At 73.0% G+C, this 23664-nt stretch carries 16 protein-coding genes; 10 read left to right on the forward strand and 6 right to left on the reverse strand.

What is annotated here, in order from left to right:
* Positions 1-172: 172 nt before the first annotated feature.
* A complete protein-coding gene (locus ACFY7C_RS00640) occupies positions 173-1345 on the forward strand; it encodes a serine/threonine-protein kinase (RefSeq protein WP_389641586.1) in 1173 nt (390 codons plus the stop codon).
* A gap of 120 nt (positions 1346-1465) precedes the next feature.
* Positions 1466-2041 carry an antibiotic biosynthesis monooxygenase gene (locus ACFY7C_RS00645; protein ID WP_389641588.1) on the forward strand — a complete coding sequence of 192 codons (576 nt, stop codon included), beginning with the start codon at positions 1466-1468 and terminating at the stop codon, positions 2039-2041.
* Positions 2042-2070: 29 nt separating this feature from the next.
* Here ACFY7C_RS00645 and ACFY7C_RS00650 read toward each other — a convergent pair whose 3' ends face one another.
* Both ACFY7C_RS00650 and ACFY7C_RS00655 read right to left on the reverse strand, forming a co-directional pair.
* The gene (locus ACFY7C_RS00650) at positions 2071-5091 is read right to left on the reverse strand and encodes a hypothetical protein (protein WP_389641590.1); all 3021 of its coding nucleotides are present in this window, start codon (positions 5089-5091) and stop codon (positions 2071-2073) included.
* Positions 5088-5528 carry a hypothetical protein gene (locus ACFY7C_RS00655; RefSeq protein ID WP_389641591.1) on the reverse strand — a complete coding sequence of 147 codons (441 nt, stop codon included), beginning with the start codon at positions 5526-5528 and terminating at the stop codon, positions 5088-5090. The genes ACFY7C_RS00650 and ACFY7C_RS00655 overlap by 4 nt, the downstream gene beginning before the upstream one ends.
* Before the next feature lie 379 nt (positions 5529-5907).
* Between ACFY7C_RS00655 and ACFY7C_RS00660 the strand changes: the two genes are divergently transcribed.
* The 4 genes from ACFY7C_RS00660 (at position 5908) to ACFY7C_RS00675 (ending at position 14837) form a co-directional block, all read left to right on the forward strand.
* Positions 5908-7098, forward strand: a complete 1191-nt coding sequence (locus ACFY7C_RS00660) for a glutamate--cysteine ligase (protein WP_389641593.1) — start codon at positions 5908-5910, stop codon at positions 7096-7098.
* Between the two features lie 139 nt (positions 7099-7237).
* Positions 7238-9022 (forward strand): N-acetylglutaminylglutamine amidotransferase, encoded by a 1785-nt coding sequence (locus ACFY7C_RS00665; protein WP_389641595.1) that lies wholly within the window; start codon positions 7238-7240, stop codon positions 9020-9022.
* Positions 8995-11043, forward strand: coding sequence for a S9 family peptidase (locus ACFY7C_RS00670; protein ID WP_389641597.1), 2049 nt, complete (start codon positions 8995-8997; stop codon positions 11041-11043). Before ACFY7C_RS00665 ends, ACFY7C_RS00670 begins: the two co-directional genes overlap by 28 nt.
* 374 nt (positions 11044-11417) lie before the next feature.
* Positions 11418-14837, forward strand: a complete 3420-nt coding sequence (locus ACFY7C_RS00675) for an RHS repeat-associated core domain-containing protein (RefSeq protein ID WP_389641599.1) — start codon at positions 11418-11420, stop codon at positions 14835-14837.
* Positions 14838-15127: 290 nt separating this feature from the next.
* Here the strand turns inward: ACFY7C_RS00675 and ACFY7C_RS00680 are convergent, their stop codons facing one another.
* The 4 genes from ACFY7C_RS00680 to ACFY7C_RS00695 all read right to left on the reverse strand — a co-directional run bounded on the left by ACFY7C_RS00680 (position 15128) and on the right by ACFY7C_RS00695 (position 18345).
* The gene (locus ACFY7C_RS00680; protein ID WP_389641601.1) at positions 15128-16267 is read right to left on the reverse strand and encodes a LuxR C-terminal-related transcriptional regulator; all 1140 of its coding nucleotides are present in this window, start codon (positions 16265-16267) and stop codon (positions 15128-15130) included.
* The gene (locus ACFY7C_RS00685; protein ID WP_389641603.1) at positions 16251-16673 is read right to left on the reverse strand and encodes a transposase; all 423 of its coding nucleotides are present in this window, start codon (positions 16671-16673) and stop codon (positions 16251-16253) included. The genes ACFY7C_RS00680 and ACFY7C_RS00685 overlap by 17 nt, the downstream gene beginning before the upstream one ends.
* Entirely contained in the window at positions 16670-17302 is a 633-nt protein-coding gene (dhaL, locus tag ACFY7C_RS00690) for a dihydroxyacetone kinase subunit DhaL (protein ID WP_389641605.1), read from the reverse strand. Before dhaL ends, ACFY7C_RS00685 begins: the two co-directional genes overlap by 4 nt.
* Positions 17303-17580: 278 nt before the next feature.
* Positions 17581-18345, reverse strand: a complete 765-nt coding sequence (locus tag ACFY7C_RS00695) for an IclR family transcriptional regulator (RefSeq protein ID WP_389641607.1) — start codon at positions 18343-18345, stop codon at positions 17581-17583.
* A 223-nt stretch (positions 18346-18568) separates the two neighbouring features.
* Here ACFY7C_RS00695 and ACFY7C_RS00700 point away from each other — a divergent pair, with 223 nt between their 5' ends.
* The 4 genes from ACFY7C_RS00700 to ACFY7C_RS00715 all read left to right on the forward strand — a co-directional run bounded on the left by ACFY7C_RS00700 (position 18569) and on the right by ACFY7C_RS00715 (position 23510).
* On the forward strand, positions 18569-20338 hold the full coding sequence (locus ACFY7C_RS00700; RefSeq protein WP_389641609.1) for a dihydroxyacetone kinase family protein: 1770 nt from the start codon (positions 18569-18571) through the stop codon (positions 20336-20338).
* 194 nt (positions 20339-20532) lie between these two features.
* Entirely contained in the window at positions 20533-21192 is a 660-nt protein-coding gene (locus ACFY7C_RS00705) for a pyridoxal 5'-phosphate synthase (RefSeq protein WP_389641611.1), read from the forward strand.
* Positions 21183-22697: a sulfatase-like hydrolase/transferase gene (locus ACFY7C_RS00710; protein WP_389641613.1), complete on the forward strand. Its 1515-nt coding sequence runs from the start codon at positions 21183-21185 to the stop codon at positions 22695-22697. The genes ACFY7C_RS00705 and ACFY7C_RS00710 overlap by 10 nt, the downstream gene beginning before the upstream one ends.
* Before the next feature lie 3 nt (positions 22698-22700).
* On the forward strand, positions 22701-23510 hold the full coding sequence (locus ACFY7C_RS00715) for a hypothetical protein (RefSeq protein WP_389641615.1): 810 nt from the start codon (positions 22701-22703) through the stop codon (positions 23508-23510).
* Positions 23511-23664 lie beyond the last annotated feature (154 nt).

The raw sequence follows: 23664 nt of genomic DNA on the forward strand, positions 1-23664 counted from the left end.
ATCCGGTTCGTGAAGTCCTCGCGCGCCGCCGACACGACGGCCCCGACCACCTGATGACGCTCTATCCGCACTGTCCTGCTCCTTGATCCAATCCTGCGGTCAGCCTAGGGGGTGCCCGGTGGACGGCCGCATTCCGCCGGACAGGACGTGCCCGGTGGGCTACGGTCCTGGCGTGCAGCCATTGATCCCTGAAGACCCGAGCCGCATAGGCCCGTACCGCCTCGTCGCCCGTCTGGGCGCCGGCGGCATGGGCCTGGTCTATCTGGGCCGCTCGGACGTCGGCCGGACCGTCGCGGTCAAAGTCGTGCAGGCCGAGTACGCCGAGAACGCCGAGTTCCGGCGGCGGTTCGCCCACGAGGTGGCCGCCGCGCGGCGGGTGGGCGGGGCCTGGACGGCGGCCGTGCTGGACGCCGACACCGATGCGGCGGTGCCGTGGGTGGCGACGCAGTACGTCGCCGGTCCGCCGCTGTCGGACGTGGTGGCCCGTGACTTCGGCCCGCTGCCGGAGGCTTCGGTACGTTCTCTCGCGAACGGTCTGGCACGAGCGTTGACCGAGATCCACGCGGTGCGCCTGATCCACCGGGACCTCAAGCCGCAGAACGTCCTGGTGACGGTGGACGGGCCGCGCGTCATCGACTTCGGCATCGCGCGGGCCCTGGAGACCTTGGCCGAGGGCGCGATGACGCGTACGGGCGCGGTGGTCGGATCGCCCGGGTTCATGTCGCCGGAGCAGGTACGGGGGCAGCGGCTCACGTCCGCCTCCGACGTCTTCTGCCTCGGCTCCGTCCTCGCCTACGCCGCCACTGGACGCTCCCCCTTCGGGGCCGTGGAGAGCGGGCTGCACGCCCTGATGTTCCGGGTCGCGGAGGAGGAACCGGACCTCCGCGGCGTTCCGGAAGCCCTCCTCGCACTCGTACGGCAGTGTCTGCGAAAGGACCCGGCCCTGCGACCCACTCCCCAGGAAGTCGCTGCCCGCACCACCACGGACCCCGACGAGCCATGGCTGCCGGCAAGGCTGCTCACTCAACTGGGCCGCAACGCGGCGCAGCTGCTGGACTTCGCACCCGGCCCGGCACGAGAGCCTACGGTCGTCTCCGGCCCGGCCCCCGTGCCGGCCCCCGCACCCACTCATCCGCCCACGTACCAAGATCCTCAACCCGCCCGGCAGGCACCTGCGCAGGCAGCCCCACTCGCGCCGCGGACCACGCCGCCCTCCCCGCGCCGCGCGCCCGACAGCGCGGCCTCCGACCGTCCGGCCCCCATCAGGCTGCCTGCCTGGCTCCGCCTCGTCCTGGCCGTCGCCGCCGTCATGTTCGCCGCCTACGTCGTGACCAGGATCGCCTAGGTGTATTGACCCGCAGGGTTGTTCCCGCGGGTGATGGGCGGGTGCCCGCCCCCACATCGACCGTGCCGGCCCCCACGCCGCGTAGAGTGTGGCCGGGCGCGGTGAGATGACGAGGAGTCTGTGTTGACCGCGGTCAGTCTTGAGCGCACCACCGTCCCCGCCGACACCGGTGAGGTGACCCTCCTGATAGCCCGCCGGGTGGAGCCCGGCCACGAAGCGTCGTTCCAGCAGTGGGCGAAGGGCATTCTCGAGACCGCGGCGGCCTTTCCCGGGCACCTCGGGTACGGGCTCTTCCGCTCTTCCGGCGGCGACGCCCCCTGGTTCCTCGTGCACCGGTTCCGGGACGCGGAAGCCTGTCGGGCCTGGCAGGAGTCGCCGGAGCGCGCGGCCTGGTTCGACAACTGCGAGGGGCACCACCACACCGAGATCGCCCGGCGGGAGCTGACCGGCATGGAGACGTGGTTCGCGAAGCCGGGCTCCACCCGGCCCGCGCCGCCGCGGTGGAAGATGGCGGTCAGCGCGACTCTGGCGATCTACCCGATCTCCGTCCTCGGCGGCCTCTTTCTGACGCCCCACCTGACCGGGCTACCCCTCCTCCTCACCAGCGCGGTCACGGCATGCGTCTTCAACGTGTTCATGACGTACGTCTCGATGCCGGCCGTGAGCAGACTCCTGCGCCGCTGGCTCACCCCGTAGCCGCCGCACTCCCCCGCCGCCCGCTCCATTCAGGGGGCCCGGAGCCGCGCCGGGCGGGCGAGCCATCGCCAGGGCCGGCGGTGCCGGCGGATCTCCCGGCGCACCGCGCTCGCGTCCCTGTCCGCGCCCGTCTCCTCGTGGAACCGTGCCAGGAGCTCAAGGGTGCGGACCACGTGCTCGCGGTACAAGCCGGGGTGTGCCGCCATCAGGTCCTCGTACACTTCGACCGCGCGGCGCAACGACTTCTCGACTCCTGTGTCACGACCCATGGCCCGACGACGGAGAGCGAGCCGGACGAGCGCCTTCGCGTGGTCGAGGTGGTCCCTCGGCAAGCCGTCCTGGGCCAGCCGCTCGTACACGTCGGCGATCTCTGTGCAGGCGGCGAGCCCTGTGGCGTCTTCTCGTGCCGCGCGAGGGAGGAGCAGGGCGACGAGCCGCCGGGTGTAGATCCCCGGCTTGATCCGCGCCATGTACCGGTAGACGGCGGTCTCCAGCGCGTCGATCGCCTCGATCGCCTCGCTTACCTGCTGCGGTCCGTAGGTCGGCCGGGGTACGCCGCTCATGTCAAGTGGTGGTCGCATGCGGCCGCACAGCTCGTCGGCCTCGGCGCGGATCACACGGGCCTCCGCGGCCCGGCCCTTGGCTACCAGGGCGTCGGCGTGGGCCCGTAGGGAGTGTTCGAGCGAGGGGGTCAGCGCGTCCGGGTTCGCCTCGGCACGACGTCGGTTGATCTCGACGGCCTCGGTGCTTGCCTTGAGGGCCCGCCCTCGCCAGTCGGTGCCGATGGGGAGGGCACGGTGCCAGTTGAGCAGGAAGACGGTGAGGTTGGTCAGAGCCAGTGCGTAGGTCCCGGGGTGGTCGGGCGGGTCACCGGCCCTCCGGGGCCCGAGGAGGTGCACCGCTCCCTCCGTCGCCGCGACCGCGGCTCCGCCGAGACCTGCACCGGAAAGGTCGGCACCGATGTTGAGAAGGCTCTGGCCGAGGTCGTTGCGATCCACCTCGCCGTCCTTCTCGGAGAGCAGGTGAAGCACGTGGAGCGCTGCGGCATAGGCTCGGAACCCCTCCGTCTGCTGCCCGGCGGTGACGAGGGCTGTCCCGTAGGTGCAGAGGGCGATCGCCCACCGGGCCCTTCGGCCGTCGGGGCCGAGCCCGGCGAACCGGCCGACGGAGCCGAGGTCGGCGAACCGCGTCTCGGGGTCGGCTTCGGCCAGGAGGCGCGCGAAGTGGACGGCCCGTTCCGCCGCGTCGACGGCATCGTGCGGCCGGCCCAGACGGGTGTGGCTGACGAACAGGTCGCCGTACGCCCCGATCAGCTGCGGGGTCTGCGAGCCGGGCCGTTCGGCTTCCAGCCGCTCCACGAGCTCGACGACTCGCACCCTTGACCGGTGCGCCTCCTCGTACCGTCCAGCGCCGTTCAGGGCGTCCGCCAGCTTGTTGTGGACGATGGCGTGCCGGTCCGGGGCGTCGGTGTCCGCCAGCCAGTGTCGGGCGAGCCGTTCCACCAGGACCGGGCGGGCCGGGTCGAGGTCGGGGTGCTCGCGCCGGGGCAGGCGGGCCTCGATCGCCTCGAGGAGTGCCATGTCGATGTCGTCGAGCGCGGCGACCGCGCCGAGTGCGCGTCCGCCGGCGGCGACGGCGAGCCATGGAGCCCGCCGCAGCAGCGGGTACAGGTAGTCATGGCGCATGTGCCGCCACCGTTCGGCGGACGCCGCCAGAAAGACCAGTGCCCGGGGCGTCCACGACTCCGGTCGCCGCTCTCCATGGGACAGCAGGAGGCGGTCGAGCGCCTCCGGGGCCCAGGGAGAGGGCGGGTAGACGTCCTGCGCGCAGTGGCCGGGCAGGGTGAGGGCGAGGAAGTCCTCGGCGAGCCGGTCGGGCAGCAGCGGTTCCAGGACGACGGCCGGCTCGGGTCCGGAGGGCGGGTAGCAGACGCCGTGGTCGGCGAGGACCCGGTCGGCGGGGTGCGGTGCGGCGGGCGGGCTTCCGGTCACCCTGTCGATGACGATCGGGCCGATTTCCCGGCGCATGGTCCCTGTCAGCGCGGCCGCGAACACGGCGCGGTTCATCACCTGCGGCGGAGTCGTGTACGTCCGCCCGGCGGCGGCCGTCGCGCGGCCTGCGTCCTGGGTGTGGAGCCGCGCCCAGTGGGCCTGTTCGCGGTTGAGGAGGTACGTGACCAGGCCGACGGCTCCGGTGGGCGGACGGCGGCCGTGAAGGTGGGCGTCGACGGCCACCAGGGCGGCCATGTGGACGGCCAGCGTCAGCCCGAAGTCCGGCCCGTCCAGGGGTACCGGCGGGGGCACCCGTAACGGCGTGGTGCCGGGCGCGTCCGGGGCGGCTCCGAGGTAGGAGGCGAAGGTGTCCCGGGCGGCCTCGAACATCTCCGCCCGTTCGCCGCCATGTTCTCTCAGGGGTTGCAGGGTCTGGAGGGAGGTGGCTGCCTGGGAGTCGTGCAGGGCGGCCTGCACGGCCGGCCACTGGTCCGTGCCGCGGGCCAGCAGCAGCACCCGGGTCGGCAGGTCGGGCTGGTGGAGCAGCCGGTTGCTCAGCAGCCAGGTGAGGTGGGGTAGCGGCCATTGGTCGGCGTAGTCGACGACCAGCAGCACGCCGGCGGCGCCCTGGGCCCGCAGGTCGCCTCCCGCGCTGCCGGGGACGACGTTGCCGGGGCCGTGCACGGCCCTGACGACCTTCCACCCTTCGGCGACGCTGTCGCGGGCGAACGCCGCCGCGAGGCGGCTCTTGCCCTGGCCACCGGGGCCGTGCAGCCAGCGGACGGCGAGTCGTCGGCCGACGGCGCCGCGCCACGCCCGGAGGTCGGCGATCTCATCCGTACGGCCGGTGAAGGGGACGATCTCGTGCCGGGCGCTGAGCAGTCGGCTGGGCAGCTCGCGCAGCCAGTCCGGGTCCAGCTCGGGCGGCGGGAGCCACTCCTCCAGGACGTAGGGGGGCATCCCGTCCACGTACACATGCAGGTCGGCGCCGACCACGCCGTACGCGAAGCCTCCCTCCGCGGTGACGTGCTGACGCGCCGACGGGTCCGGCTCGCTCACGCGGGGGATTCCCCGGCGGCCGGCCGGTGATGGTGCACATGCACGCTGCTGCCGGGGCCCTGGGCGCCGAAGGCGGCGCCGCCGGCGTGGGCGGTGATGTGCTGCGACCACTCCTGGGCGCCGTGCGGCACGGAGACCTCTTCGATCAGGGCGCGCAGCTCGTCCGCGGTCTCCGGGTGTTCCCGCAGCAGGGCGCCGATGCGGCGTGCCCAGGGGCGTACGAGGTCATCGCGTACGCCGTCGGTGTCGTCACTCTCGCCCGCGACCAGTTCCGCATCGCCGTCCAACTGGGCCTGCAGCGCGGCGGACCGCTCGTCGCCACGGCGGCGGAAGAGTTCGACGACGCGCTCCCGGGTGCCCTCCCAGGCGCTGGTGGCCATGGCCGCCACGACGGTCGTCGCCCCTGTCATGGCCAGCACGGTCATCGGATCCGACATGGGACCCCTTTCCAGGCATCGGGTGACGTCTTGCCGGCGAGGATACCGAGGCTGTCACGCTCCGTCTGCCAGTCGTCTTCGGTGGAGAGGTCGGGTGGGCGGGGGGCGGAACGGCCCCCTACCGCTTCGCCTCCGCAGGGGAGCGGGCCGAGGAACGGGCGAAGGCCGGCTGACCGCCGAGGGCGCTGACGAACCCCGCCGAGGGGCGGTACGGCAGCAGTCTCGCGCTCGACACCCCCTCGCTCATGTGGGCACAGACAGACTCATGCGAGTGTTTGGGTGTGGGTTCGGCCAGGCCGGGCACCCGTACGGGCACACCGGCGACGTCGATCACAGCGGGGCCGGTCGGAGAACGCCGAGTCGTCTGCTGGGAGGCGCCGTGACCGTCCGGATCGGGGTCGAGGAAGAGTTCCACCTGATCGATGTCGAAAGCGGGGCACTGGCCCCGCGAGCCGGTGCCGTGCTCCGCAGGCTCGGCCGGCGCGCGGAGGGTTACGCCCGCGAGATGCAGCAGTCGGTCGTCGAGACGAACAGCGGCGTGCACGACTCCCTGGAAGACCTGCACACGGACCTGTCCGCGTCCCGGCGACGGCTCGACAGAGCCGCCTCCTCCCAGGGCCTGGCCATCGCGGCAGCGGGCACCGCCCCGCTGACCCGGCTGGGCACCGTGCCGCCGACCGATGACGAGCGGTATCTGCACATGACCGACGAGTACCGGCGCCTCGCGGACGAGCAGCTGATCTGCGGCGCGCAGGTGCACGTCGACGTTCCCGACCGGGACACCGCGGTCCGGGCCCTGTGTGCCGTCAACCCCTGGTTGGCGCCGCTCCTGGCCCTGTCGGCCAGCTCCCCCTTCTGGCTCGGCACCGACACCGGTTACGCCAGCTGGCGCACCATGGTCTGGCAGCGCTGGCCCACCTCCGGCGCTCCCGCCTGCTTCGCGGGCACGGAGGAGTACGACCGGACGCTGGACGAGCTGGTCCGCTCGGGCGTCATCAGCGACCCCGGCATGATCTATTACGACGTCCGCCCCTCGGCGCACCTGCAGACCCTCGAGCTGCGCATCTGCGACGCCTGCCCCCGCGTCGAGACGGTGGTGCTGATCGCCGCGCTCTTCCGGGCACTCGTCACGGACGCCTGCGAGAAGGTCCGGGCGACCGGGAGCGCGGGATGCGACGGCCGGCACGAATGGCTGCGCGCGGCCACCTGGCGCGCCGCTCGATCCGGCCTGGAGGGTGACCTCATCGACCCCGTCACCCGGCTCGCGGCCCCCGCCCCCATGGTCGTACGCGGCATGCTCCGGCACCTGCGTCCGACGCTGGAGGAGTACGGGGACTGGGAGACCACCCTGTCCCTGTCGGAGGAGGCCCTGGCCCGCGGCAGCGCCGCCCATCGTCTACGGACGAAGGCCGCGGAGGAGGACCTGCTCGCGGCCGTGGACGACCTCCTCGTCCAGACCCGGGGAGAGACGCTGCGCCCCGCCCGGAGCGGCCGGGACCCCCGCCGCATCGGGCGCCCGCAGATCCGGCCGGGCGGCCGGCGAGACGGCTGGACGGCGGCGAGCGCCTGACCCCGGCCCACCCCATGAACCCCACAGCGAATCGAAACCCCCACCTGGAAACCCGTACCGAGGAGCATCGGATCATGCGAAAACGCACCGCCCCCTCCCCCAGCCCCATAGGTGTCGTCGTGCCCCAGGGAGGTCCGGCGTGTGCGGCCTGAGCGGAGAGATCCGCTTCGACGGAGAGCGGCCCGACCTGGCCGCCGTGGAACGAATGACCGACCGTCTCGAAGCCCGCGGTCCCGACGGCAAGGGTCTGTGGTCCCGGGGTGCCGTCGCCCTCGGACACCGGCGACTGAAGATCATCGACCTGTCGGACCGCGCGTCCCAGCCCATGACCGACGAGGAGGCGGGCCTCACCTGCGTCTTCAACGGCTGCATCTACAACTACCAGGAGCTCCGGGAGGAGTTGCGGCGGCTGGGTCACCGCTTCACGACCACGTCGGACACCGAGGTCGTGCTCAGGTCGTACCGCGAATGGGGCACGGACTTCGTCCGGCACTTCGTCGGCATGTTCGCGGTCGCGTTGACGGAGCACGCCACCGGCAGGCTGGTGCTCGCCCGTGACCGGCTGGGCATCAAACCCCTCTACCTGGCGGAGCGGCCGGGACGTCTGCGCTTCGCCTCCACGCTCCCCGCCCTGCTCGCGGCCGGCGGGGTGGACACCTCGCTGGACCCGGTGGCCGTGCACCACTACATGAGCTGGCAGTCGACGGTCCCCGCCCCGCGCACCGTCCTCGCCGGTGTGCGCAAGCTCCCGCCCGCCACCGTGCGCGTCGTGGAACCGGACGGCACACGACAGGACCACCGCTACTGGCAGCCCTCCTACACCCGCCGCGCCGAACTGGCCGGAATGGACGCGCAGGACTGGCGGGACGCCGTCCTCGCGGCGCTGCGCACCGCCGTCCGCCGCCGGATGGTGGCCGACGTGCCGGTCGGCGTGCTGCTCTCCGGCGGCCTGGACTCCAGTCTGATCGTCGCCCTGCTCGCCGAGGAAGGCCAGAAGGACCTGGCCACCTTCAGCGTGGGCTTCGACTCCGAGGGCGACGAGGACGGCGACGAGTTCTTCTACTCGGACCGCGTGGCAGGGCTCTTCGGCACCGACCACCACCAGTTGATGGTGCCGTCGGACCGGGTGTCCACCGCCCTCGACGGCGCGGTGGCCGCCATGAGCGAGCCGATGACGAGCCACGACGTCGTCGCCTTCCACCTGCTGTCGGAGCTGGTCGCCAAGGAGGTCAGCGTCGTGCAGAGCGGCCAGGGCGCCGACGAGGTGTTCGCCGGCTACCACTGGCACCCGGCCATGGCCGAGGCCTCCCGCGAGGAGGCACCCGAGCGGTACGCCCAGGTCTACTCCGACCGGCCGCACGCGGACCTGGAGAAGATCCTGCAGCCGGGGATGCTGACCGACGGCGACCCCTCCCGGGAGTACATCCGTACGCACATGGCCGCACCCGGCGCCGAGACCGCACTCGACGCCGCGCTGCGCACCGAGGCTCATGTGATGCTCGTCGACGACCCGGTCAAGCGGGTCGACAACATGACCATGGACTGGGGTCTGGAGGCGCGGGTGCCGTTCCTCGACCACGAACTGGTCGAGCTGGCGGCGGCCTGCCCGCCCGGTCTGAAGCTCGCCCAGGGCGGAAAGGGCGTGCTGAAGGACGTGGGGCGCACGGTACTGCCCGTGGACATCGTCGACCGGCCGAAGGGCTACTTCCCCGTACCGGCCATCCGCCGCATGGCGCCGCCGGTCCTGGAGCGGGTGCGCGATGCGCTGTCCGCGCCCGCCGCGCGCGGACGCGGGCTCTTCCGGGACGAGTACGTCGCCTCGCTCCTCGAGGCGCCGGACGACCACCGTACGAACCGAGGGGCCAACGCCCTGTGGCAGGTAGCGTTGCTGGAGATATGGCTGCAGACGCACGGCATCGGCTGACCGCGAAGAACCCGGCGGCGGCTCCCGCGACACAGCCGCTGGCCGCCGCCGACCCCCCGGACGCCTCCAGGGGACTGACGGCGCACGCCTGCTGGTACCCGGCGGCGGAGCCCGGTGGTGAGCGGGCGGCCTTCATCTGCGACCGCGGGGGCGTGCCGCAGCTCTGGGCGGGCCCCACGGGCGGCGAGGCGGGCGCCCTGGGCGGCGAGGAGGCGCGCCTGCTGGACGCCGGGCCGGACCACGTCACCGAGGTGTCCTGGTCGCCGGACGGCCAGTGGATCGCGTACACCGTCGCCCCCGGCGGCAGCGGCCACACGCGGGTGCTGTGCGTCCGCCCGGACGGCTCGGACCGCCGGATCATGTCCGGCGCCGATCCGGGATCCTCGGCGTATCTGGGCTGCTGGACCAGGGACGGCTCGGCGCTGGCGGTCACGATCGCGGAGCCCGTTCCCGACCGGCCCGACCTGCTCGCGCTGGCCGAGCGGCCCGCGGGCTGGACGGAGCGCGACGGGCACGCCACCCTCCTCGACCCACCGGGGCACGGCGCCGAGGACGGCGGCCCCCCGGTCCACGACCGGCTCACCGCCTATCTCCTCGATCCGGCGGGGACCACGGCTCCCGTCCTCCTGGCCGACGAGACCGAGGCCGCGACGCTGCGGGTGTGCGACATCAGCCAGGACGGGCGACTGGCCCTGCTGCGCCGCGGCCCGCGCGGAGGCCGCGAGGCGGTGGTGGTACGCCTGTCCGACCGGGCACCCGTGTGCGCGCTGCCCGTGGCGGACGGGGACCCCTGGATCGGCCGGTTCTCGGCGGACGGCCGTACGGTGTGGCTGCGCAGCGACCACCAGCGGGAGTTCGCGGCGCTGCTCGCCCTGGACCTCGACGAGACGGGGGCCCGGGCCGGTCTGCGTGTGGTGGCCGAACGCCCCGCCTGTGACCTGGAGCTGCTCTCCTTCGTGGAGAACGGCCGGCGCGCCGCGCTGGCTTGGAACGTCCGGGGCACCAGCGAACTGGAGACGCTGCCGCTGTCCGACCCGGGCACGGCGCCGCCCGCGCCCCGGGCCGTGGAGCTGGCGCACGAGGTGGTCACCCGTGTCACGCCGGCCGGGCCGTACGGGATGCTGGTCGCCCTGTCGGGATCGCAGCGGAGGCCCGGAGTGTGGCACGTGCCGGGGGCGGCCGCCGCCGTGCGTACGCCGTGGTCGGCGCGGGACGCCGAGACCGTCCCCCCGGGGCCTCCCCCGGTACGGCCGGTGCCCCTGCGGCCGACGGCCCGTGACGGGCTCCTGCTCGGCGGCTGGTACCACCGGGCGCCCGGCCGCGGACCGGGCGAACCGGCACCGTGCGTCCTCCATCTCCACGGCGGTCCCGAGGACCAGGAACGTCCGGTCTTCGCCCCGCTCTACCACGAGCTGCTCGGCCGCGGCCTCGACGTCTTCGCCCCGGACGTCCGGGGCTCCTCCGGCTGGGGCCGGTCCTTCCGCGACGCCGACCTCGGTGAAGGACGGTTCGCGGCGATCGACGACGTAGCCGACTGCGCGGCCCACGTCGTCGAGGCCGGCCTCGCCGACCCCCGCCGACTCGCCGTCATGGGCCACTCGTACGGCGGCTACCTGACCCTCGCGTCCCTCGTGTGGCACCCGGAACTGTTCCGTACGGGCGTCACGGTCTGCGGCATGTCGGACTTCGGCACCTTCTTCGCCGGCACCGAACCGTGGCTGGCGAAGTCAGCAGCCCATAAATACGGCCACCCCGACCGCGACCGGGCGCTGCTGCACGCCCTGTCCCCCATGAGCCGCATCGACGCCCTGCGCGTCCCGCTGCTCGCGGTCCACGGCGAACACGACACCAACGTCCCACCCCGCGAATCCGAACAGATCGTGCACGCGGCCCGCGAGCGCGGCCTGGAGGCCGAACTGCTCCTCCTCCACGAGGAGGGCCACGACTTCCGCCGCGCGGAGAGCCGCCGCCTCTTCCGGCGGACGGCCGGGGACTGGCTCCAACGGTGGCTCACCGCCTGAGCGGATAGCGGTGTCCGACCGGACGTCGCCTTCGCCACCTTGGACCGCACGGCCCGTCGGCCTTCGGTGAAGTCGAGGTCTGCGGGCGGGAGTTGAGGAGCGGTCGGTTTCCGGCCATCCTCCGACGGCTCCCCGCCCAGCCCGTACGGCAACTGTTGCCCTATGACACGGATACGGGAAGTCCGCCCGCTGCGAATCTTCGTCTTGTAATCGCCCGCATGTGCGAAGAGTTCGGGGGCAGCACGGGATCGCGCCGGCCCGGCTGTGGCAGCGTGTGCGGCTCCGGTGGCCGATGGGGCCGCTGTGACGACTCTTCTCGTGGGGGGAAGTGCATGACTTCGCGTGCTTCCGGCACGCCTTCTCGGCGTGCCCGTATGACGGCAAGACACTCCCTGACGGCAGCGACGGCGGTCCTCGCGCTCGGCGCGTCGTCGCTGCCGGCATTCGCCGCCTCGCCGGCGGCCGACCCGGGGCCCGGCTCGGTGTGGGGCAAGAAGGCGGCGCCGCTGGAAGTCCCGCCCGTGAAGGTGGGATCGACCAAACCGGTGGCCTCGCGGGCCGAGGCGCCCCCCTCGAAGGAGGAGGCCGCCTGGCGTTCGGCGCAGAGGGAGCGCGTACGCACTTCGGTGAAGGCGCCGTCCAAGGGGCAGCGTGCCTCAGCGGCCCCTTCGGCGGAGGCGGGCGCGCTCACGTGGGTGCCGGAGGGGCAGGGGGCGGTGCCCTGGCATCAGATCTCGGAGTTCCGCATCACCGACTCCCTCGTGGCGCGGATCAACCTGTCCAACGGCAACCTGATGCTGGCGGCGACCGACTTCGAGGTCGCCGGTGTGGGCCAGAAGCTGCGCCTGGCGCGTACGTACAACTCGCTGCACGGGCCTTACGGCAAAGTGTCGGACCGCTGGTGGCAGGAGTACGAGCGCTACCTGCACATCTTCACGAACGAGGTGGTGGTCTACGACGCGACGGGTGACGCGGTCCGCTTCACGAAGAACGCCGACGGCACGCTCACCACGCCCAAGGGCTACTCGAAGGACCTGAAGAAGAACGCGGACGGCACCTACACACTGACCGACCGCAGGTCCGGCGCCAAGGACACCTACGACGCGAACGGGACCCTGACGAAGGTCACCGACCGCAACAAGGGCACCATCACCGTCGAGCAGCACGACGACGGCACCGAGCACAAGGGCTTCAAGCTGACCGAGACCCGCTCGGGCCGATGGATCGACCTGCTCAAGACGTACCCCGCCCAGTGGCAGGCCAAGGACCACACCGGCCGCACCGCCGTCTTCGACCTGGACGGCGGGGGAAACCTCTCGCGCACCACGGACACCGAGGGCAAGACCACCACCTACGCCTTCGACGCCGACGGGAGGATTTCCAAGGTCACGACCCCCGAGGGCCGGGTGACGGTCTTCACCTACGACGCCGAGAACCGCGTCACCTCCATGTTGCGGGCGACCGAGACCGGCGGCTCCGGTCACACCGGCCCCACGTACACCTACTCCTACACCGGGGTGTATCCCTCGGACGCGGGGACGACGACCGTCACCGACCCCGAACAGCACGCCACGAAGTACGAGCACGACGGCGACGGCAAGGTCACCAAGGTGACCGACGCGCTGGGCCGTTCCCGCTCCAGGACCTTCGACGCGAACAACAACGTGCAGACCGCGACGGACGCGATGGGCGTGGGTGGCGTCGGCGGGAACGTCACCACCTACGGCTGGGACACGCGCAACAATCTCACCTCGGCGAAGCTGCCCACCGGCGCCACGTCGGCCCTGAGCGGCTATCAGACCCTGTCGGGAGCGGACCTTCCCGGCAGCATGACCACGGCCGACGGGGAGAAGACGGACTACACGTACGACACCGCCGGCAACACCAAGTCGGTCGCGGTAACCGGCACCGGCGGCGGAACGCAGTCCTTCGACTACAACCCCGCCACGCCCACCTGCGGTGGGTTCGAGGGCCAGCGCTGCAAGGTCACGACGAAGATGTCGTCGACCAAGTCGGTCTCCACGTCGTTCACGTACGACGCGAAGGGCGATCTGACCAGGGTCACTCCGCCCGCGCCGCTCGGTGTGACGACGTACACCTACGACGGCCTGGGCCGTCCCGTCACCGTCAAGGACGGCCGCGGCGTCACGACTCTCTACACCTACGACCATCGCGACCGGGTCACCAAGGTCGACACCTCCGGCTACGCCACCGTCACCTACTCCTACGACGGCGACGGCAACCTCACCCAGCGCTCGGACGGCACCGGCGTCATCACCTACGAGTTCGACCCGCTGTCCCGCGAGACCGTGCGGACCTTGCAGAACGGCTCGCAGACACGCCTGACCTACACCCCGGCGGGCAATGTGGACACCTATGAGGACCCGGCGGGCCTCACCGACTACACCTGGAACGAGGTCAACAGCCTCAAGCAGTTCAAGGACCCGACCGGCAAGGTCACCACGTACACGTACAACAACAACGACATCCGCACGAAGACGACGTACCCCGGTGGCACCGCCCAGGAGGTCACTCTCGACAAGTCGAACCGACCGGAGAAGATCCGGGCGACGTCCCCGAAGGGCACGCTGGTCGATCTCGCCTACACCTACGGCTACGACCACGACGCCGACGCCACCACCCCCCTCAGGGACGGTGACAAGATCCGAACCCGCACCGACGCGGTCGCGGGGATGAAGACGACCTACACCTACGACGGTGCCGGCCGGTTCTCCTACGCCAAGGAGGAGAAGGGCACCACCCTCAACTCGTCCTGGCAGTACTGCTACGACCTGGCCGGCAACCTCACCTCCCAGGGCGTCGACCCCGGCTGCCCTCGCGGCACCACCTACACGATCAACGACGCCCAGCAGATCACCGCGAAGAACGGCGTCACCACGAACTGGTCCTACGACAAGGTCGGCAACGAGACCGCCGGTGCCTCCACTCCCGAAGGCACCCGGACGGCCGAAACGTGGTCCGACCACTCCCAGATGACGTCGGTCACCGTGGGCGGCAAGACCTACGCCGGTCAGTACGGCTCGACGGACCAGAGCGAGCGGATCAAGCTCGGCGACACGTTCTTCCACAACGGGCCCCTCGGCCTGTCGGCGAAGAGCGTCGGGGGTGTGGACACGGGATTCAACCGTGAACCCGGGGGCACCCTGAACTCCATGACCACCGGGGGCAAGTCCTACTACTACCTCACCGACGCGCTCGGTTCGGTCGTGGCACTGGCCGACGAGGCCGGGACCAAGGTCAACACGTACTCCTACAGCCCCCGAGGCGTGCAGCGTGCCGGGACATCGGAACAGGTCCCGCAGCCGTACCAGTTCGCCGGCGGCTACCACGACGCCACCGGCCTCTACCACTTCGCCGCCCGTTACTACGATCCCCACATCGGCCGATTCACCAGCCCCGACCCCTCCGGCCAGGAGAAGAACCCCTACCTCTACGCCGAGGGCGACCCCGTCAACCGCATCGACCCCACCGGCCTGTTCAGCCTGGGAGACGGATTGGGGCTGGCCGGTACCGCCCTCGGGCTCGCCTCTGTCTTCATCCCCGGCGGCGCGCTGGTAGCGGGTGGCCTCGCGGTTGCCTCCGCCGGGCTGGAGATGGCGGGAGCAGCGGCGAACGAGGAAAGCGGGTCGAAGATCGCGATGACCGGAGTGGTCGGCTTCGTCGGCGGAAAGGTCGGCGTCGCCGGCAAATTGCTCGGTGCCGGGAAGACTCTCGACCGCTCCATCGGACTGGGGTACTGGGGCATGGGCGCGGCAGCCGGCGTCGTCGCGTAGTCAGTAGACAAGGGAGGGTACGAAACATGCACCTCGCTCGATCGGGATTCGCCAGCCTGCCCACAGGGCTTGCCATCGGGGTACTGGTCGTAGGTCTCGCGGTCGGACTTCTGATCATCATGCGAGGCAGACGCAAGTAGCCCGCCCCAGGCGGCCCGTCGCAGCGTTTCGCGACGGGCCGCCACACGTCTCCGTGCCGTCCGATCCTGACGGGCGTCGCCAAAGGTCGCTCCGAGAGGCGCCCGCCGCCAGGGTGCCGGCCGGCGCGGAGCGCGGCGCCCGGCGGCGCCTCACAGGCCCGCGCGGCCCAGCAGGTAGCCGGCGTGGAGACGGTTGCGGGCGCCGAGGCGGCGCATCAGGTCGGAGACGTGGCGCTGGCAGCTGCGCAGGGACAGGCCCATGCGGCGGGCGATCACCTTGTCCTCGACGCCTTCGACGAGGAGGCGGGCGATGTCCCGCTTGACCTCGTCGACATGGGCCTCGACCGACTCGGGGTCGTACTCCGCCGGGAAGGCGTCGGCCCGCAGCCAGGCCTGCTCGAACGCGTCCCGGGCGAAGGCGACGACGTTCTCGTCCCGGATCAGGAGGGCGCCCCCGCGCTCGCCGCGCAGGTCGATCAGCGCGGACCTGCCGTCGATGACCAGCATCGGCATGCAGGCGTCGCTGCGGCTGCGGACCTCGGCCCCGGCCGCGGTGAGGCGCCGTACGCGGGCCGCGGTGTCGGGGTGGAACCTGGCGGTGTGCTGGACCAGGATGCGCGCCCTCACGCCTCGGACGGACAGCTCATCGGCGTCGAAGAGGGTGTGCCACAGGCCGTCGCCGCCCTGCGCCCCGCCGGGCTGCGAGCTGAGCAGCTCCCGCGTTCCCTCCCCCAGGAGCTGGGACACGGCGGCGCGTACGGCGGGTTCGCCGTGCAGGGCCTCCGGTCCGTCGCCGCGCGCCGCCGGTGCCAGGTCGTGGCGGTGGGCGGCGGCGAGGTCGTCGTACACCTGGTTGGCCTGTTCGAGCTGCCGGTGCAGGCGCGCCAGTTCACGGACGACCGGGGCCAGGGTGCGCAGCCGTGCGGTGTCGGGTGCCACGGCGGTGAAGGCGGCGGGATCGTGCGACGAAGGGCGGATGAGGCCGAGTCGCAGCAGTTCCTCGACGGGGTGAGGGGCCCGTTCGGCGAGGGAGGGCGGTTCCCCGGCGGCCTGCTCCGGCAGACCCGTGGCGACCTGTTCCGGCAGCTGTGCGGTCGTACGGCTCCCGGCCCGGGTCGCGGGGAGCTGTTCGAGAGGTACGGGGTGGCTGAGCGCCAGCCCGTACAGCCGACGCGCGGCCCCGCTGAGCCCCGCCGCCCCGTCCGCCGGACGCGCGGCCCCGCTGAGCCCCGCCGCCTCCTCCGCCGGGCGCGCGGGCAGGTCCCGGAGTGCCTCAGGCAGTCGGTTCACGGCGCTCCTCCGCCAGTACCCCGATCTCGGAGGCCCATCGCCGCACCTGCGGCGGCACGGTGGGTGCCTCCGAGACCTCGTGGAGCCGCTGCCACAGGCCCATCTCGCTCCACTGGGTGAAGCGGCGGTGCGCGGTCTGCCAGGAGATGCCGAAGGTCTTCGGCAGGGACCTCCAGGCGACGCCGCTGACGAGGACGTAGACGATGGCGGCGAACATCGCCTCGTCGTCGGAGCGACGGGTGCCGCCGCCCTGGGGGCGTACGGCCGGCCGGGGGACGTGTCGGCGGGCCAGCGGCCAGAGCACCATCGGGGTCAGCCAGGCGAAGCGGCCCGTGGGGGCCGTGGCCGACGCGGGCACGGGGCGTACGACGGTCGTGGTGTCCAGCAGCGCACTGCGTAAGGTCATGCCGATTCCACCGCTTCCTTCAGCGCGTCGAAGATCAGGAAGATCGTGGTCGCGCCGGGGTCCTGGTGGCCCACGCTGCGCAGTCCGAGGTACGAGGCCCTGCCTTTCCGGGCCTGCATGGGAACGGTGGCCAGCATGCCTTCCTGCGCGGCCCGCGCCACGGCGCGCACCACGTCCGGGAGCTCCGCCCCGGCGCGCACGGCCGAGCCGCCCGCGGCGGCGGCGGCCGTGAACGCGTCGTACATGGTCTTGTCGCCGGGCTGGGCGGCGCCGAGCCGCTGGATCGCGGCGGCTCCCGCGTCCAGCGCGGCCGCCAGGCCCTCGGGACGGCCGCGGGCCGCGGCCAGTTCGTTGCCCATGGCACGGAAGGCGCCCCCGAGCAAGGGGCCGGACGCGCCGCCGACGGTGTTGATCAAGACATCCCCCGTTCTGCTCAGCAGTGGCCCCGCGTCGGGGCGTTCGCCGGTCGGGAACGACAGACAGCCGGCGACGTAGGTGAAGCCGCGCCGCACGTTGTTGCCGTGATCGCCGTCCCCGATGGCTCCGTCGAGGGTGTCGAGCCGGGCCGCCATCCGCTGCACGCGGTCGGCCGTCCGTCGCATCCACTCGAGGACCAGTTCGCCTTCCACTGACACTCCCTGGAAATGTCGGTGCGCTGATGCCGTCACGCAGGAAATCTCCCGGCTCGCGCCGTTGCGTGCGCGGTTTCCTGCGGGGCGAATCAGTGCCGGCGTCCGGATTCAGGAACGCTGTTCAGCATCACTGAACGACTTCACCCTACGACGGCAGAGCCCTGACGTGTCAAGGAGATGACCTACCGGTCACGGAGGGGTAGCACGAAGCCCAACCACCCGCCCTGGTCCGGACGTTGGCGCCCGAGCCGGACGCGGGACGAGGGTAAGGGGTCTCAGCGCAGCACGGTGCTGAAGGCCCCGAACTCGAAGGAGACCGAGCGGGCCGTCTCCCGGACGGAGATGGCCAGCTCCGCCGCGCGCTCGACGGCGCAGAGCCGTTCGACCGGGCCCACGACCCCGACGGCGCCCAGCGGCCGGCCCCCCTGGTCGAGCACCGGGGCGGCGATCCCGGCGTCACCCAGGGTGAGTTCGTGCTCCTCGGTGGCGTGGCCGGTCTCGCGCACCCGGTCGAGCTGCCGGGCGAGCTCCCCGGCCTCGGTGACGGTACGGCCCGTCGGCGCCGCCAGTTCGCCGGCCAGCAGCCCGGCTCGTACGTCGTCCTGGCTGAAAGCCGCGATGGCCTTGCCCAGGGCGGTCGCGTGCCACGGCAGCGTGGCGCCGGCCTCCCGGACGCGCGCGATGCCGCCGGGGCGGAACGCGTGGTGGACGACGAGGACCTGACGGTCCACCAGCACGCCGACCCAGACGGCCTCGCCGGTCCGGTCGGCGAGCAGGTTGGCCCAGGTGTGCGCCCGGTTGCGCAACTCGTGGGAGTCCAGGTAGGAGTTGCCGAGCGCCACGAGGACGGGGCCGAGTCGGTACTTGCCGCTCTCCGCGTCCTGGCTGACGGCCTGTTCGGCCTCCAGGGTCCTGAGCAGGGCGTGGACGGTGGGCTTGGCCATGCCGAGGCGGTCGGCGAGTTCGGTGACGCCGAGCCCTCGGGGGTTGCCCATGAGTTCCCGGAGTGTACGCATCGCACGATGCACCGCCTGGACCATCCGCGCGCCTCTATTCCCTCATGTAGAACCGTGTTCCGGGATGGCGAGCATAGTGGCCGGACGCTCGTGCCGGGCAAGGGCAAATCGGGACGGGAAGGAGTGAGATACCCCTCGTATATCCGCCTTGCGGAAAGGCGACACCCGCGATCCCGCTCGGCGGGGCGGGGCCTCGCGGCAGGATGACGCCCGTTCCCACGAGCCCCCAGGAGCGTCGGAGGCCCCGATGAAGAAGTTGATCAACGAACCTCGGAACGCCGTTCAGGAGATGGTGGAGGGTCTGGCACTGGCCCATCCCGGCGTCGCCCTGCTCGACGGTTCCACCACGGTCGTACGCGACGGTCACCGCCCGGACCGGGTCGCCGTGGTCTCCGGCGGGGGCTCGGGACACGAGCCCGCGCACGCCGGTTACGTCGGCCCGGGCATGCTCACGGCCGCGGTGTGCGGGGACACCTTCACGTCGCCGTCCGTCGACGCCGTTCTGGACGCACTGCGCGCGACGCGGACCGAAGCCGGGACCCTTCTCATCGTCAAGAACTACACCGGCGACCGGCTCAACTTCGGGCTGGCGGCGGAGCTCGCCCGGGCCGAGGGCATCGACACCCGCACCGTCCTGGTGGCCGACGACGTCGCCCTGGGTGCCGACGCGACGGCCACGGGCCGCCGCGGTCTCGCGGGCACGGTCCTGGTCCACAAGATCGCCGGAGCCGCCGCCGAGGCCGGCGCCTCCCTCGACCAGGTGGCGGCGGAGGCCCGGGCCGTGGCGGAGGCGGTCGGGACCATGGGCGTGGCGCTCGGCTCGTGCACCGTGCCGGCCAACGGCCGCCCGACCTTCACCCTCGGCGACGACGAGATCGAGTGGGGACTCGGCATCCACGGGGAGCCGGGCGTCCGCCGGGCCTCGCTGGAATCCGCCGACGAGCTGGCCCGCAGACTGCTCGAACGCGTAGCGACGGACCGGGGGTTGGTCCGCGGCGATCGGGTCGCCCTCCTGGTCAACGGGCTCGGCGGGACGCCTCCGATGGAGCTGTCGATCGTCACGCGGTCCTGCGTGCGGTGGCTGGCGGCCCAGGGCTTCGTCCTCGAACGGGTGTGGACGGGGGAGTTCCTCACCGCCCTGGAGATGCCCGGGTGTTCGGTCTCGCTGTTGCGTGTGGACGACGCCACGCTCTCACGGCTCGACGCCCCGGCCCTGGCGCCGGCCTGGCCCGCCGCGCACCTGGGCCGCCCCGCCGGCGAGATCCGCCGGGTGGCCCGGCCGGAAGTCCCCCGCAGCGCCGCCGAAGCCGGGACCGGGGCCGGGACGTCCGCGCCCGCCGTGCAGACAACCGCCGCCGCAGGCACGGCGGGCGCGGGAGCCCGGCCGACCCTCGCCGGGCCCGTCGAGGCCGTGTGCCGGGCCTTGGTCGCCGCGGAGCCCGAACTCACCGCGCTGGACGCCGCCGTGGGCGACGGCGACCTCGGGCAGAGCCTGCTGCGCGCCGCCGAGGCGATCCGGCGTGACCACCCCGGCTACGGAGAGGACCCGGCCGACGTGCTGCGCGGCATGGCCGCCTCCGTGCGCAGGGCCGTCGGGGGCACCTCCGGGCCGCTGTACGCGGTCCTGCTGCTCCGGGCGGCGGCCGTACTGGAGCGGGACGCCGACGGTCGCGCGCGGCCTCCGGCGCCGGTGTGGGCGCGGGCGCTCGCCGAGGGCGCGGCGGAGGTCGGGCGGCTCGGCGGGGCGTCCGTGGGCGACCGCACGATGCTGGACGCGCTGGTTCCGGCCGCGGAGTCCCTCCGTACCGCCCTGGCGGAGGGAACGCCGCCCCGGGCGGCGCTGCGGCTCGCGTCGGAGGCGGCCGAGAAGGGCGCGGCCGCGACGGCCTCCCTCGCGCCACGGCTCGGACGCTCCTCGTATCTCGGCGAGCGGGCACTCGGGCACCCCGATCCCGGAGCGACGGCGGTCGCCCGCTGGCTCTCCGCCCTGGCCGCGTACGCGGACGGGGAGGGGTGACGCGAAACCCGCGGGACCCGCTGGACCCGCTGGACCCGCTGGACCCGCTGGACCCGCTGGAGGAGAACCGGGCGCGCGACGGCGGGAAATCACCCCCGTCGCGCGCGGAAGAAGTCATCCGCCCCGCCGGGCCGGGGTCTTGAAACGTGGACGTGTTCTTGGAGCGGACGCGCGGGACGGGTAGGTTCGGGAAAGTGAACGAGACAATGCGCGACAGACTGAGGTCGATTCCGGTATTCGCGAACGTCGGCACGACGGCGTTCACCGAGAAGGACCTTCCCGAGAATCCCGTACCGCGGATCGCGGAATGGATTTTCTCGGCCGAGGCCGCCGGCCAGGCCGAGCCCCACGCCATGAGCATCTGCACGGTCTCGGCCGACGGAGTCCCGTCCAGCCGCGTCCTGCTCGTGAAGGACATCGACGAGGACGCCCTCTACTTCGCGACGCCCGCCGACAGCCGCAAGGGCCTGGAGATCGCCGCCGGCCCACGGGTCGCCGCACACTTCTACTGGCCCGCGGTCGGCCGCCAGGTCCGGGTGGTCGGGGTCGCCGTCGACCAGGGCCGGGCCGCCTCCGAGAGCGACTTCGCCGAGCGCGGCCGGGGATCCCGGCTGTCGGCCCACCTGCACCGTCCGGGGCCGCTGCCCGGACGCCAGGCCGCGCTCGACGAGTTCGAGCGGCTCGGCGAGCTCCACCCCGACGAGGTGCCCTGCCCGCCCAGCTGGACGCTCTACGCCCTGTCCCCCACCGAGGTCGAGTTCTGGGAGGCCAGCACCGACCGGGTCCATCACCGCGTGGTCTACCGCAGGGACGCCGCCGGTGCTCCCTGGCGCCACGAACTGCTGTGGCCCTGAGCGGAACGGGCACGTCCGGGGAGTTCGGGCGGCCGCGCAAGGTCCTGCTCGTCGTCGCCGACCAGTTACGGGCCGACGCCCTCGGCGCGTACGGCGCCCCGACCGCCCGCACTCCCCACCTCGACGCCCTCGCGGCCCGCGGCACCCTCTTCGAGGAGCACTACTCCGCGACGGCGCCCTGCGGGCCGGCCCGTACGTCACTGTTGACCGGCCTCTACCAGGCGTCGCACGGCATTCGGTCCAACACCACCCCCGCCGACACCTCGCGGCCCAATCTGGCCACGGCGCTGCGCGGCGCCGGCGTGCCGAGCCACGTCGTGGGCTACACGGACAGCGTGGCGGAGCCGTACGTCGGAGGCGTCGAGGGTCTGCTGCCGGGCTTCCGCTGGCACACCCACTTCAACCTCAACGACCACGGACTGCGCGGCTGGCTCGAGGTGCTGCGCGCCCGGGGCCACCCGGTGCCCGAGCGGCCGACGGACGTCTTCGCGCCGGCCCCGGGGACCGCGCACCGGGCCCGCTACTCCGCCGCCGACAGCGACACCGCGTACGTCGCCGACCGCACCATCGACTGTCTGACCGAGCACCGCGACGAACCCTGGCTGATCCTCGCCACCTTCCTGCGGCCGCACCCGCCGTGGGTCGCCCCGGCCCCGTACGACACGCTGCACGCGCCGTCCGAGACGGCGCCGCCCCGCCGCGGCCCCACCCGGGAGGCCCACGGGGCGGTGCACCCCTTCCTCGACCAGTGGGCCCGGCGCCCGGGGCTCGACACCGCCCCGGAGGCCCTGACCGACGAGGCCGTCGCCCGGGCGCGCGCCGTCTACGCCGGGCTCGTCACCGAGGTCGACCACCACGTCGGGCGGATCCTGGCCGCCCTGGACGCGACGGGGCAGGCCGAGGACACCCTGGTCGTGTTCACCGCCGACCACGGCGACGCCCTCGGCGACCACTGGACCCTCGGCACCGGCGGTTTCGCCGCCACCGCCTACCGCGTGCCGCTGATCGTCGCCGAGCTGTCCCGGGCGTCCGGCGACACGGGCCGCCGGGCCGGCGCGCCCCGCCCGGCCGGGCCGCGGCGGGTCGGCCGGTTCACCGAGTCGGTCGACGTCCTGCCGACAGTCCTCGACCGGCTCGGCGTCCCGCCGCTGCCGCATGTCGACGGACGTTCGCTGAGCCCGCTCCTCGACGGCGCGCCGGATCCCCGGCCACGGAACCACGCCGTGTGCGAGTACGACTTCCACGCCGCGCTCTCGGACGCCCAGCGCGACGCGATGGGTCTGGCCGCCGACGCCTGCCGGCTCACCGTCGTCCGCGACGCCGCCCTCACCTACGTGGAGTTCCCGACCCTCCCCCCGCTCCTCTTCGACCGGGTCACCGATCCGGGCGAGCTGCACGACCTCGCACCCGACCCCGCGCGCCGGCCGCTGCTCGACGCGTTCGCCGCGCGGGTGCGGGCCCATCACCGGCGCGCCGCGCGGCGCGCCGCCGAGAGAACGGTGTGAACGATGCCGACGCCCGACGGACCGCGCCTGCTGGTGCTGAAGATCGGCGGCAGTCTCTTCTCCGACAAGCGCCGTGACCGGCACCTGGACGCGGAGGCGGTCCGCCACTACGCGCGCGTGGCGGCCGAGCTCCACCGGGCGGCGCCTGGCCGGGTGGTCCTGGTGTCCGGCGGCGGCTCGTACGGCCACGGCGCGGTCCGGGACCTCGACCCCGCCGACCCGTTCGCCGCGCTGCCGCTGACGGGCGCCAACGCGGAGCTGCGGTGGGCGTGGACCGAGGCCCTGCGCGGGGCGGGCGTGCCGGCGTTCCCCGTGCAGTTCGCGGCGACCGCGGTCCTGGGGGCCGACGGGGCGCCCGCCCTGTGCGGGGAGGCCGTGCCGAGGCTGCTCGCCGCGGGGATCCTGCCGGTGCTCAGCGGCGACTGCCTGCCGACGCCCGACGGGCGGCTGGTCGTGGTCGGCAGCGACCTGGTGCCGGGCGCCCTGATCGGCCTCGCCCCCGAGGCCACCCGGATCGTCATGCTGACGGACGTGGACGGCGTCATGGACGGGTCCACGGTCGTCTGGCACCTCACCCCGGCGACGGCCGGCGCCGCGTTGGGCGTGCTGCGCGAGGCGCCGCGGTGGGACACGACGGGCAGCATGGTGGGCAAGCTGACCGCGCTCCTCGCCCACGCGAGCGGCGGCGCCGAGTGCGTGATCCTCAACGGCGCCCGCGTCGGTACGGCGTCGCGCTTCCTGCTGGAGCCGCTGTCCACGTGGCCGGAGACCCTGCCGCGGACGACGGTCGTCGCGGACCGGGTGAACGCGTGACCGCGCGACCGCGCGACCTCGTGACCGGGTGACCGCCTGACCTCGTGACCGCGCGACCTCGTGACCGCGTGACCGGGTGACCGCCTGACCTCGTGACCGCGCGACCTCGTGACCGCGTAAGGCGTCGCGAGGAGCGGGCTGCGGCGGGAGACGG

The organism is Streptomyces sp. NPDC012769, assembly GCF_042901205.1.
In the GTDB taxonomy this organism is placed as follows: domain Bacteria; phylum Actinomycetota; class Actinomycetes; order Streptomycetales; family Streptomycetaceae; genus Streptomyces.